This window comes from Pseudomonas sp. MF7453 (assembly GCF_016405455.1).
GTDB classification, from domain to species: Bacteria; Pseudomonadota; Gammaproteobacteria; order Pseudomonadales; family Pseudomonadaceae; genus Aquipseudomonas; species Aquipseudomonas paralactis.
In genome coordinates, this window is the sequence record NZ_JAEKCN010000009.1 from 269,728 (window position 1) to 281,585 (window position 11,858).

At 58.1% G+C, this 11,858-nt stretch carries 10 protein-coding genes; 9 read left to right on the forward strand and 1 reads right to left on the reverse strand.

Going from position 1 to position 11,858, the window contains the following annotated elements; genetic code table 11:
- Nucleotide 1: 1 nt before the first annotated feature.
- Nucleotides 2-1,558, reverse strand: coding sequence for a bifunctional aminoglycoside phosphotransferase/ATP-binding protein (locus JFT63_RS16435; protein WP_198844311.1), 1,557 nt, complete (start codon nucleotides 1,556-1,558; stop codon nucleotides 2-4).
- Between the two features lie 118 nt (nucleotides 1,559-1,676).
- Here JFT63_RS16435 and mrcB point away from each other — a divergent pair, with 118 nt between their 5' ends.
- From mrcB to msrQ, 9 genes are all read left to right on the forward strand, one after another.
- The gene (gene mrcB, locus JFT63_RS16440; protein ID WP_057703340.1) at nucleotides 1,677-4,001 is read left to right on the forward strand and encodes a penicillin-binding protein 1B; all 2,325 of its coding nucleotides are present in this window, start codon (nucleotides 1,677-1,679) and stop codon (nucleotides 3,999-4,001) included.
- A 16-nt stretch (nucleotides 4,002-4,017) separates the two neighbouring features.
- Nucleotides 4,018-4,752 carry a tetratricopeptide repeat protein gene (locus tag JFT63_RS16445; protein WP_057703341.1) on the forward strand — a complete coding sequence of 245 codons (735 nt, stop codon included), beginning with the start codon at nucleotides 4,018-4,020 and terminating at the stop codon, nucleotides 4,750-4,752.
- Nucleotides 4,752-5,081: a YqcC family protein gene (locus JFT63_RS16450; protein WP_186563122.1), complete on the forward strand. Its 330-nt coding sequence runs from the start codon at nucleotides 4,752-4,754 to the stop codon at nucleotides 5,079-5,081. The genes JFT63_RS16445 and JFT63_RS16450 overlap by 1 nt, the downstream gene beginning before the upstream one ends.
- 431 nt (nucleotides 5,082-5,512) lie before the next feature.
- Nucleotides 5,513-7,237, forward strand: a complete 1,725-nt coding sequence (locus JFT63_RS16455) for an acetolactate synthase 3 large subunit (RefSeq protein WP_122734182.1) — start codon at nucleotides 5,513-5,515, stop codon at nucleotides 7,235-7,237.
- A gap of 2 nt (nucleotides 7,238-7,239) precedes the next feature.
- Nucleotides 7,240-7,731: an acetolactate synthase small subunit gene (gene ilvN / locus JFT63_RS16460; RefSeq protein WP_003176102.1), complete on the forward strand. Its 492-nt coding sequence runs from the start codon at nucleotides 7,240-7,242 to the stop codon at nucleotides 7,729-7,731.
- 47 nt (nucleotides 7,732-7,778) lie between these two features.
- On the forward strand, nucleotides 7,779-8,795 hold the full coding sequence (ilvC, locus tag JFT63_RS16465; protein ID WP_057703342.1) for a ketol-acid reductoisomerase: 1,017 nt from the start codon (nucleotides 7,779-7,781) through the stop codon (nucleotides 8,793-8,795).
- A gap of 145 nt (nucleotides 8,796-8,940) precedes the next feature.
- Nucleotides 8,941-9,798, forward strand: a complete 858-nt coding sequence (gene pssA, locus JFT63_RS16470; RefSeq protein WP_034100654.1) for a CDP-diacylglycerol--serine O-phosphatidyltransferase — start codon at nucleotides 8,941-8,943, stop codon at nucleotides 9,796-9,798.
- A gap of 63 nt (nucleotides 9,799-9,861) precedes the next feature.
- Nucleotides 9,862-10,875, forward strand: coding sequence for a protein-methionine-sulfoxide reductase catalytic subunit MsrP (msrP, locus tag JFT63_RS16475; protein WP_057703343.1), 1,014 nt, complete (start codon nucleotides 9,862-9,864; stop codon nucleotides 10,873-10,875).
- Nucleotides 10,875-11,495: a protein-methionine-sulfoxide reductase heme-binding subunit MsrQ gene (gene msrQ / locus JFT63_RS16480; RefSeq protein WP_057703344.1), complete on the forward strand. Its 621-nt coding sequence runs from the start codon at nucleotides 10,875-10,877 to the stop codon at nucleotides 11,493-11,495. Before msrP ends, msrQ begins: the two co-directional genes overlap by 1 nt.
- Nucleotides 11,496-11,858: the final 363 nt, after the last annotated feature.

The following is an 11,858-nucleotide window of genomic DNA, read 5'->3' on the forward strand; positions in this document are numbered from 1 at the left end:
CTTACAGGCCCGGCAGGCGCTGGCGAATCTGCGCGACCAACGCATCGAGAGTCCCGCTTTCATTGGTCTCCACACGCTTGCTCAACAGCAGCTCTTGCGCCGTCAGCGGCTCACGACTGGCTTGCTGCTCTTGGATAACGCTCAGCGTTGCGTCGGACGGATCGTTTAGATCCGCCTGACGTTGTGCCAGCCAACTGGTAATAACCGCTTGAGGTGCGTTGCAATCGAGGATCAGGAATGGCGCACCGGTGGCTTCGGCGATCTGGGCTGCCGCGTCACGTTGTGCCTGTTTCAAGAAGGTTGCATCCAGCACCACCGGGTAACCGGCGCGCAGTACGGTCTCGGCAATTTCATTCAGACGTGCGTAAGTCGCAGTGCTCGCGTCCTGATTGTAGATGCCGGCCTGTGGCGTGTTTTCGACTTGTTGCTCGCCAAACAGGCGCTTGCGCTCCACATCCGAACGCAGGCGTACGGCGCCCAGGGCTTCGACCAGGCGCATGGCAACATGGCTCTTGCCCACCGCCGAAACACCATGGGTGATTGCCAAAAAGCGCGACGGGATGGTGCTGTAGCTTTCCGCGAGGTTGGCGTAGTTGCGGTACTGGCGCAGGGTAGTGGCGCGCTGCACCGGGCTTGCCTCGCTCGGCATGCTGAACAGCGCAACTTTTGCACGTACCAGCGCACGGTAGGCTTTATAGAAATTCAGCACCTCCAGGCCTTGATAGTCACCGGTCAGTTCCAGGTACTGGCTGATGAAGCGGCGCGCCAGGGACTTGAGCCCACGGTCTTCAAGGTCCATGGCGAGGAAGGCGGTATCGGCGTACACATCGGTAAAGCGGAAAGGCTCGTTGAACTCGATGCAGTCGAAGATCACGACGTGGCCGTCAATCAGGGTGGCATTGCCCAAGTGGATATCACCGTGGCATTCGCGAGTGAAACCATTGAGCTTGCGTTGCTCCAGCAGCGGTTTGAGGCGCTCGAAGCTGCTTTCGGCCCAGGCTTGCAAGGCCTCAAGTTGCGTCAGGTCGGCTTTGTCGCTGAGGAATGGACGAATCTGGTCGAAGTTCTGGCGTACCGGCGCCATGACTTCATCCGGCGTGCCGGCCGGGTGCTCTTGCGGGACTTTGGGCGCGGTGAGGTGAAAGTGCGCAATCTGCCTGGCCATCTCGTCGATGTGGCCATTGGTCAGTTCGCCGTTGGCTTGCAGGGTGCTCAGCATCTGGCTTTGCGGGAACTGGCGCATTTTCAGCGCGTACTCGATCACCGGGCCGTCGCCGCCCAACTGCGGCACGTCGGCAGTGCCGGTAATCGGCAACACTTCAAGATACAAGTCTTTGGTCAAGCGCTGGTTCAGACGCAGCTCCTCATTGCAGAAGTGGCCGCGTTTTTCCAGGTCGGTGAAATCCAGAAATCCGAAGTTCATCGGTTTCTTCAATTTATAAGCATAAGGACCTGTCAGTACCACCCAGGAAATATGGGTCTCGATAACTTGAAACGCTTCAACCGGATGAGGGTACAAAGCCGGGTTTTGCAGGGCAGCGATCAGGGACTGGCTCACGGGCGATCCTTCAAAGTCTGGGAGAAATCATGGCGGCCATTATGGCTGCTGATGCCAGTCGTGCAAACCGCTGTCCGGCTCATGTTGATCATCAATAAAGTGCGTATAATCCGCCGCCATGACTCGAACCCGATCTCCCCGTTCCCGTAAAAAACCTCCTTCCCGCAGCTTGCGCCCCTGGTTGGGCTGGGCGCTCAAGCTGGGCCTGGTTGGCCTTGTAGTGGTCGCCGGCTTTGCGGTGTACCTCGATGCCGTGGTGCAGGAAAAATTCTCCGGCAAGCGCTGGACGATTCCGGCCAAGGTGTATGCACGCCCGCTGGAACTGTTCTCCGGCCAGAAGCTGAGCAAAGAAGACTTCCTTACCGAGCTCGACGCACTGGGCTATCGCCGCGAACCTGTGAGCAATGGCCCCGGCGCCGCAGCCGTCAGCGGCAACACCGTCGACCTCAATACCCGTGGGTTCCAGTTCTACGAAGGCCTGGAAAAAGCTCAGCCGGTACGCGTGCGTTTCTCCGGCGACTATGTGGCTGAACTGTCCTCGCTCAATGGCTCCAAGCTGCCGGTAGTGCGCCTGGAACCGTTGATGATCGGCGGTATTTATCCGAAAAACCTTGAAGATCGCATCCTGATCAAGCTTGATCAGGTACCGCCTTATTTGCTGGAAACCCTGGTGGCGGTCGAAGACCGCGATTTCTACAGCCACTGGGGCGTCTCGCCGAAGTCGATTGCCCGCGCTGTCTGGGTCAACACCTCTGGCGGCAAGATGACCCAGGGCGGCAGTACGCTCACGCAGCAGTTGGTCAAGAACTTCTACCTGACCAACGAGCGCAGCCTCACCCGCAAACTTACCGAAGCCATGATGGCGATGTTGCTGGAGCTGCATTACAGCAAGCAGGAAATCCTTGAGGCGTACCTTAACGAGGTGTTCGTCGGTCAGGATGGCCAGCGCGCGGTGCACGGTTTCGGATTGGCCAGCCAGTTCTTCTTTGGGCAACCGTTGTCCGAGTTGAAGTTGCATCAGGTCGCGTTGCTGGTGGGGATGGTCAAGGGGCCGTCCTATTACAACCCGCGTCGCAACCCGGAGCGGGCGCTTGAGCGTCGCAACCTGGTCCTCGATGTACTGGAACAGCAGGGCGTCGCCACGGCTGAGCAGGTGGCCGCTGCGAAAAAAATGCCGCTGGGTGTGACCACTCGCGGCAAGTTGGCGGATAGCTCATTCCCCGGCTTTATCGATCTGGTCAAGCGCCAGTTGCGTGAAGACTACCGTGACGAAGACTTGACCGAAGAGGGCTTGCGGATTTTCACCAGCTTCGACCCGATCCTGCAGATGAAGGCCGAGGCGTCGGTCAACGACACCTTCAAGCGTCTGACCGGCCGTAAAGGCTCGGATGAAGTCGAAGCCGCCATGGTGGTGACCAACCCGGAAACCGGTGAAGTCCAGGCCATGATCGGCAGCCGCCAGGCCAGTTTCGCCGGCTTCAACCGGGCACTGGACGCCGTGCGGCCGATTGGCTCGCTGGTCAAGCCGGCGGTCTATCTGAGTGCGTTGGAAAAGCCCAGCAAGTACACGCTGACCAGTTGGCTGTCGGATGACCCGTTGTCGGTCAAGGGCGCGAATGGCCAGGTATGGACGCCCAAGAACTTCGATCGCCGCTCCCACGGTACGGTGTTTCTGTATCAGGGGCTGGCGCATTCCTACAATATTTCGACCTCACGCCTGGGGCTTGAAGTCGGCGTGCCGAATGTGCTGAAAACCATAGCGCGACTGGGGGTGGAACGTGAGTTCCCGGCATTCCCATCCATGCTTCTGGGCGCTGCGGCCATGACCCCGATGGAAGTGGCGACCATGTACCAGACCCTCGCCAACGGTGGTTTCAATACGCCGATGCGCGGGATCCGCAGTGTGCTGACCGCCGAAGGCGAACCGCTCAAGCGCTACCCGTTCCAGATCCAGCAGCGTTTCGATGCGGGTTCTATCTACCTGATCCAGAACGCCATGCAGCGCGTGATGCGTGAGGGTACGGGGCGCTCGGTCTACAGCGTGCTGCCGTCGAACCTGACGCTGGCAGGCAAGACCGGTACCAGTAACGACTCGCGTGACAGTTGGTTTGCAGGGTTCGGCCAGGATGTATTGGCGGTGGTGTGGCTGGGGCGTGACGATAACGGCAAGACACCGTTTACCGGCGCGACCGGCGCGCTGCAGGTGTGGACCAGTTTTATGCGTAAAGCTGACCCGTTGCCGCTCAACATGCCGCAGCCGGACAACATCGTGCAGGCCTGGATTGATCCGCACACGGGCCAAGGCTCGGATGCCAACTGTCCGGGCGCGGTGCAGATGCCGTATATTCGCGGCAGCGAACCACCACCCGGCGCCGCGTGCGGTGGCAGTGCCCCTGCTGATGCGGATTCGGTGATGGATTGGGTCAAGGGCTGGATGAATTAAGCAAAGAGGGTTTCAAGTGAACAAGTTGTGGATTCCAGCCATTACGGCTCTGGCTTTGCTCGGCGGTTGCTCCAGCGTGCAGCGCGGCTCCATCCCGGTGGTGGACTCAAGCACGTCCGTTTCCAATAACGACCGCATTTCGGCCAATGGTGGCTTCCGCCAGACCGTGGTCAAACGGCCTGCCCAAGCTGCAACCCAGGCAATTCCCCAGGATTCCGGCGTGGTGGTGATGGTGCCCGGCAGTGGTGCTGCGACCTCGGCGCCTATCAGTGCCGAGCCATGGACCCCAGGCCCAAGTACGTCCGGGCCGGTGAACTCCACACCGATTCAAACTGCACCGGTCAATCAGGGCACCTACAACATGCCTTCGACGCCGAGCGGTATTCCGTCATCGTCCAATTCCGGCGGGTTGTCGGCTGACGAACAGCTCGATGGCCCGGTGCTGGCGCTGCTGACCACCGCACAACAGCAGCAAGCGGGTGGCGATCTGAACGGCGCCTCGTCGAGCCTTGAACGTGCCCAGCGCGTGGCGCCTCGCGAGCCACAAGTGCTGTATCGCCTGGCCCAGGTGCGCATGGCTCAGGGCGATGCGCCACAGGCGGAACAATTCGCTCGGCGCGGCTTGAGCCTGGCCAATGGCCGACCAGACCTGCAAGCCAGCCTGTGGGCCTTGATCGGTGATGCGCGTGCCGCTCAGGGTGATGCTGCAGGTGCCGCCCAGGCGCGACAAAAAGCCAAGGTCAGCCTCTGATGGATGCGCGTTTTCCCGCGATTGCCGAACAGTTATTGCTGATCGAGCGAGAGCTGCGCGTGCAGGGCTGGTGGGACGAAGAGTCGCCGGGTGCTGAAGCGCTCAGCAGTGTCGAACCCTTTTCCGTCGATACTCTGGACTTCCACCAGTGGCTGCAGTGGATCTTCCTCGCGCGTATGAAGCAGATCCTGGAACAGGACCTGCCCTTGCCGAATGCGTCGGGGATCCTGGAAATGGCCGAGATGGTCTACGCCGACCGGCCGCGGGAGAGCCTCGGCTTGCGTAATGCGCTGAAAAAGTTCGACCAATTGATCGTCGACGCTCGTTAATTGCCTGACTGCCGGGTTTTCCGGCAGTCTTGCGCACATTTCTACCGCTTGACGACATTCAGGCGAGTTTTATCCCTCCTCACAGCCCTTTCTTCTACGTTCACATGCGCTTAGTTGGAAAAAAGCGCAATTATTGCTTGACTTGAAGGGCCTGAAACAGAAGAATCCAAAGTCCGCTGTATCGGGACTGCCAGAAGCAGGCCCGCTCAGCAGATCATGAGGCGCACATCCGCGCCGACCTGTAACACCCGCAACGCGTTACCTCGCGCTGGGTGGGAAAAGCCCGCAACACTTGGGACGATCCCAATACTTGCTCAGTCAGTGCTGACGTAGTCGGCGACCACCGTCGCTCATGCTCTGTTGAGAAGTAAACCTATTAAGACCCGTCGGTTTTTAACGGACGGTATTCTGGCGTTTTAGAGGTGAACAACGTGGAGCTTTTATCTGGCGGTGAGATGCTCGTCCGCTTTTTGCGTGACGAAGGCGTCGACTATATCTACGGGTACCCAGGTGGTGCTCTGCTGCATGTCTACGACGCACTGTTCAAGGAACCGGCTGTTACCCACATCCTGGTTCGCCACGAACAGGCCGCGACCCATATGGCTGACGGTTACGCCCGTGCCACCGGTAAAGCCGGCGTGGTGCTGGTAACGTCCGGCCCAGGCGCAACCAATGCCATTACCGGCATCGCGACTGCGTATATGGATTCCATCCCGATGGTGATCATCTCTGGCCAGGTGCCTAGCACCATGGTCGGCACCGACGCTTTCCAGGAAACCGACATGATCGGTATTTCCCGGCCGATCGTGAAACACAGCTTCATGATCAAGCACGCGTCGGAAATCCCGGAAGTCATGAAAAAGGCGTTCTACCTCGCACAGTCCGGTCGCCCCGGCCCTGTGGTGGTCGATATCCCGAAAGACATGACCAACCCGGCCGAAAAATTCGAATACGTTTTTCCCAAGAAAGCCAAGCTGCGTTCCTACAGTCCGGCCGTCCGTGGGCACTCGGGGCAGATCCGCAAGGCAGCAGAAATGCTCCTGGCGGCCAAGCGCCCCGTGTTGTACTCCGGCGGTGGCGTGATTCTGGGCGGCGGTTCCGCGCCACTGACCGAGCTGGCCAAGCTGCTCAACCTGCCGGTGACCAACACCCTGATGGGCCTCGGCGCATTCCCGGGTACGGACCGCCAGTTCGTCGGTATGCTCGGCATGCACGGCAGCTACACCGCCAACCTGACCATGCACCACGCTGACGTGATCCTGGCCGTGGGCGCGCGGTTCGATGACCGTGTGATCAACGGTGCGAGCAAATTCTGCCCGAATGCCAAGATCATCCATATCGACATCGACCCGGCGTCCATCTCCAAGACCATCAAGGCCGATGTGCCGATTGTTGGGCCGGTGGAAAGCGTGCTGACCGAGATGGTTGCCGCGCTCAAGGACATTGGCGAGGCGCCGAACAAGGAATCCGTTGCCAGCTGGTGGAAGCAGATTGACGAATGGCGCGGTGATCGCGGCCTGTTCCCTTATGACAAGGGTGACGGCAGCATCATCAAGCCACAAACCGTGATCGAAACCCTGTGCGAAGTGACCAAGGGCGACGCCTTTGTGACCTCCGACGTGGGCCAGCACCAGATGTTCGCGGCGCAGTACTACAAGTTCGACAAGCCTAACCGCTGGATCAACTCCGGTGGCCTGGGCACGATGGGCTTTGGTTTCCCTGCGGCCATGGGTGTGAAACTGAGCTTCCCGGATGCCGACGTTGCCTGCGTCACCGGTGAAGGCAGCATCCAGATGAACATCCAGGAACTGTCGACGTGCCTGCAATACGGCCTTCCAGTGAAGATCGTCTGCTTGAACAACGGCGTGCTCGGCATGGTTCGTCAATGGCAGGACATGAGCTACGGTAGCCGTCACTCCCATTCCTACATGGAATCGTTGCCGGATTTCATCAAGTTGGTTGAAGCCTATGGCCACGTCGGCATTCGCATCACTGATTTGAAAGATCTGAAGCCGAAGATGGAAGAAGCGTTTGCCATGAAGGACCGTCTGGTGTTCATCGATATTCAGGTCGATACCAGCGAGCACGTCTATCCGATGCAAATCAAAGACGGCTCTATGCGCGACATGTGGCTGAACAAGACGGAGCGTACTTAATCATGCGGCATATTATCTCCCTGCTTCTGGAGAACGAACCCGGCGCCTTGTCCCGTGTTGTCGGCCTGTTTTCGCAACGCAACTACAACATTGAAAGCCTGACCGTGGCCCCGACCGAAGACCCGACCCTGTCGCGCCTGACGTTGACCACCGTAGGCCACGATGAGGTGATCGAGCAGATCACCAAGAACCTCAACAAGCTGATCGAAGTGGTCAAGCTGGTCGACCTGTCGGAAAGCGCCCACATCGAGCGCGAACTGATGCTGGTCAAGGTCAAGGCCACAGGCGCCCAGCGTGCCGAGATCAAGCGCACTACCGATATTTATCGCGGGCAGATCGTCGATGTGAGCGCCAGCGTTTATACCGTTCAACTGACCGGTACAAGCGACAAGCTGGACAGCTTCATCCAGTCGATCGGGACGGCCTCGATTCTGGAAACCGTACGCAGTGGTGTCACCGGGATTGCCCGTGGCGACAAAGTACTCAGCATCTAACCCAAATTAGCGAATGGCCTTACGGCCTGGATATATAGAGGAACCTCATGAAAGTTTATTACGATAAAGATTGTGACCTGTCGATCATCCAGGGCAAGAAAGTCGCCATCATCGGCTACGGTTCCCAGGGCCACGCTCAAGCGTGCAACCTGAAAGACTCCGGCGTTGACGTGACCGTTGGCCTGCGTAAAGGCTCGCCCACTGTCGCCAAGGCTGAAGCCCATGGCCTGAAAGTGACTGACGTTGCTTCTGCTGTCGCGGCTGCCGACCTGGTCATGATCCTGACCCCGGACGAGTTCCAGTCCTCGCTGTACAAGAACGAAATCGAGCCGAACATCAAGAAGGGCGCTACCCTGGCCTTCTCCCACGGCTTCGCGATTCACTACAACCAGGTTGTGCCGCGCGCTGACCTCGACGTGATCATGATCGCGCCGAAAGCACCGGGCCACACAGTGCGTTCCGAGTTCGTCAAAGGCGGCGGTATCCCTGACCTGATCGCGATCTACCAGGACGCGTCGGGCAACGCCAAGAACGTAGCCCTGTCCTACGCTGCTGGCGTGGGTGGCGGTCGTACCGGCATCATCGAAACCACGTTCAAGGACGAGACCGAAACCGACCTGTTCGGCGAGCAAGCCGTTCTGTGCGGCGGTACCGTTGAGCTGGTAAAAGCTGGTTTCGAAACCCTGGTTGAAGCTGGCTACGCGCCGGAAATGGCCTACTTCGAATGCCTGCATGAACTCAAGCTGATCGTTGACCTCATGTATGAAGGCGGTATCGCCAACATGAACTACTCGATCTCCAACAACGCCGAGTACGGCGAGTACGTGACCGGCCCTGAAGTGATCAACGCCGAGTCCCGTCAGGCCATGCGCAACGCCCTGAAACGTATTCAGGACGGCGAATACGCCAAAATGTTCATCAGCGAAGGCGCTACCGGCTACCCTTCGATGACCGCCAAGCGTCGTAACAACGCCGCTCACGGTATCGAAGTCATCGGCGAGCAACTGCGCTCCATGATGCCGTGGATCGGTGCCAACAAGATCGTCGACAAAGCCAAGAACTAAGTCGTACGCATCAAGGGAAAACGCGGCTTAGGCCGCGTTTTTTCGTTTGAGGGGTTGGTTCTGGTATAAAGCTGCATCGTTTGCGGGCGAACACTCGCCGCAAGTATCTGTCGAATTTTTTTCACACCGTTGCAAGGTAAAGTCCATGAGCGAACGTCCCGAAGAGCCAAATCAGGCTTCCGACGCCGAAAGCATGCTGCCGATCGATGAACATGTCGAAGAAGGGCATGACGCCGAAGGCCGCAAGGTCCGGCATCGTGGCATCTATCTGCTGCCCAACCTGTTTACCACGGCAAACCTGTTTGCCGGCTTCTATTCCATCATCAACTCCATGAGTGCCCAGAGTGCGCTGGCGGCAGGTGATGCGGCGAGTGCCAGCAAATACTTCGGTTTTGCTGCTATCGCCATTTTCGTGGCCATGGTGCTCGACGGCCTGGATGGGCGCGTGGCGCGTATGACCAATACTCAAAGCGCTTTCGGCGCCGAGTACGACTCGCTGTCGGACATGGTCGCCTTCGGTGTTGCCCCCGCATTGCTGGCATTTGCCTGGGCATTGGGTGACATGGGCAAGGTTGGCTGGATGGTTGCCTTTATCTATGTCGCAGGTGCCGCGTTGCGACTGGCACGTTTCAATACGCAGGTGGGCACTGCCGACAAGCGTTACTTCATCGGGCTTGCCAGCCCGGCAGCAGCTGGCGTCGTTGCAGGTATCGTCTGGGCGTTCAGTGATTACGGCATCCAGGGGTCGAAGATGTCGTTCCTGGTAGCGTTGATGGTTGCAGCGGCCGGGATGCTGATGGTCAGCAATATCAAGTACAACAGCTTCAAGGAACTGGATCTCAAAGGCCGCGTGCCTTTCGTGGCGATCCTTGTGGTAGTGCTGGTGTTCGCAGTGGTGTTCAGCGATCCGCCGCGGATTCTGCTGCTGGCGTTCCTGGTTTACGCCGCTTCTGGTCCGATTCAGTATTTGCTGCGTCTGCGCCGGGACAAAACATTGCCTTAATGTAATTTCCCCCATACTCCGCAGTCTATTGGTGCATCAGTTCTCCAATGCTGCGGAGTTGCCATGTTAATCAAACTACCCAAAGCGTCCGATTGTCACGAATCGGATGTCACGCCTGAATCCCTCTATTTGTCTCGTCGCAGCTTGCTCGGCGGTGCGCTGGCCGGCATTGCCGCCAGTAGCTTGCCGCGTTGGGCCAGTGCGCAAGATGCAGCGCGTTATGCCGATGTCGAAGCGGGCAGGGCGCCCAACTGGTTTGCCGAGAAGCTTGCTGGTACGAAGTGGCAGGCGGTGACGGTCAAAGACGAGGCGATCACGCCGTTCAAGGACGCAACCCACTACAACAATTTCTATGAGTTCGGTACCGACAAGGGCGACCCGGCGGCGAATGCAGGTTCGCTCAAGACCGAGCCGTGGAGTGTTGTGATTGATGGTGAGGTAGCCAAGCCTGGGCGTTATGCCTTGGAAGACTTCATGAAGCCTTATGAGCTGGAAGAGCGGATCTATCGACTGCGCTGTGTTGAAGCCTGGTCGATGGTGATTCCGTGGATCGGTTTCCCGATCTCGGCCTTGCTCAAGCAGGTTGAACCTACCTCTAAAGCGAAGTACATCCGTTTCGAAACCCTCCAGGATCCGAAGAGCATGCCAGGGCAGCGCTCCAGTTTCGGTTTGATCGACTGGCCTTATGTAGAAGGACTGCGGCTGGATGAGGCGATGAACCCGCTGGCGATCCTCGCCGTGGGCATGTATGGACGCGAGCTGCCTAACCAGAATGGTGCGCCGTTGCGCTTGGTGGTGCCGTGGAAGTACGGCTTCAAAAGTGTCAAATCCATCGTGCGGATTAGTCTTGTCAGCGAGCAGCCGAAAACCACCTGGCAAAGCATTGCGGCAGATGAGTATGGGTTCTATGCAAACGTGAACCCCACGGTCGATCATCCACGATGGACTCAGGCGCGGGAGCGACGTCTACCCAGCGGCCTGTTCAGTCCGAACGTGCGCGATACGCAGATGTTCAATGGCTACTCGGAAGAGGTCGCCTCTCTATATACAGGCCTCGACCTGCGGAAGAACTACTGATGCGTTTTCCAATCTGGCGCATTGGGGTCTTTATCGCTGCGGCGGTTTGGCCTTTGCTCTGGCTATATGAGGCTTGGAGTTTTGCCCTGGGGCCTGATCCGGGCAAAGTGCTGGTCGATCGCCTGGGGCTGGGTACTTTGATCCTGCTGCTGATCACGCTTGGGATGACGCCGCTGCAGAAGTTGAGCGGTTGGGCGGGGTGGATAGCGGTACGGCGGCAACTGGGGTTGTGGTGCTTTGCCTATGTGGTGTTGCATTTGGCGGCATATTGCGTGTTCGTCCTTGGGCTCGATTGGTCCCAGCTCGGCGTAGAGCTGCGCAAGCGGCCTTACATAATTGTGGGGGCGTTGGGGTTTCTTGCTTTATTGGTGCTGGCCGTCACATCCAATCGCTACAGCCAGCGACGGCTGGGTAGTCGTTGGAAGAAGTTGCATCGCTTGGTCTATGTGATTCTGGGGTTGGGCTTGCTGCACATGCTCTGGATAGTTCGGGCAGATCTGAAAGAGTGGGCTGTCTATGCTTCCATTGGTGCGCTGCTGCTGCTGTTGCGGGTGCCGCCGGTGATGCGCCGAATCCCTCGCCTTATTGCTAAAAAAACGCCTTCTGCAACAAAAGTGTAATTAACCCTTGACGGCAGATTCTGGGAGCCTATAATTCGCCCCACTTCCGGCGCAGTCGAAACGGAAAACTCCTTGGTAAACAATGAGTTACGCAGTTCTCGACAGCAAGTTGCTTCAGTTCATCGAAGCCAAAAGGAAGTTGAAAAAGAGGTGTTGACAGCAGCGTGTAACGCTGTAGAATTCGCCTCCCGCTTCGGAGAGATCCTAAGCGCAAGTGGTTGAAGTTGTTGAAGAATTCTTCGAAAGCTTCTGAAAATAATCACTTGACAGCAAATGAGGCTGCTGTAGAATGCGCGCCTCGGTTGAGACGAAAGATCTTAACCAACCGCTCTTTAACAACTGAATCAAGCAATTCGTGTGGGT

Coding starts and splice junctions, on each gene's coding strand:
- mrcB (WP_057703340.1), top strand. CDS start 1,677: ATGACTCGAACCCGATCTCCCCGTTCCCGTAAAAAACCTCCTTCCCGC.
- JFT63_RS16450 (WP_186563122.1), top strand. CDS start 4,752: ATGGATGCGCGTTTTCCCGCGATTGCCGAACAGTTATTGCTGATCGAG.
- ilvN (WP_003176102.1), top strand. CDS start 7,240: ATGCGGCATATTATCTCCCTGCTTCTGGAGAACGAACCCGGCGCCTTG.
- ilvC (WP_057703342.1), top strand. CDS start 7,779: ATGAAAGTTTATTACGATAAAGATTGTGACCTGTCGATCATCCAGGGC.
- pssA (WP_034100654.1), top strand. CDS start 8,941: ATGAGCGAACGTCCCGAAGAGCCAAATCAGGCTTCCGACGCCGAAAGC.
- msrP (WP_057703343.1), top strand. CDS start 9,862: ATGTTAATCAAACTACCCAAAGCGTCCGATTGTCACGAATCGGATGTC.
- msrQ (WP_057703344.1), top strand. CDS start 10,875: ATGCGTTTTCCAATCTGGCGCATTGGGGTCTTTATCGCTGCGGCGGTT.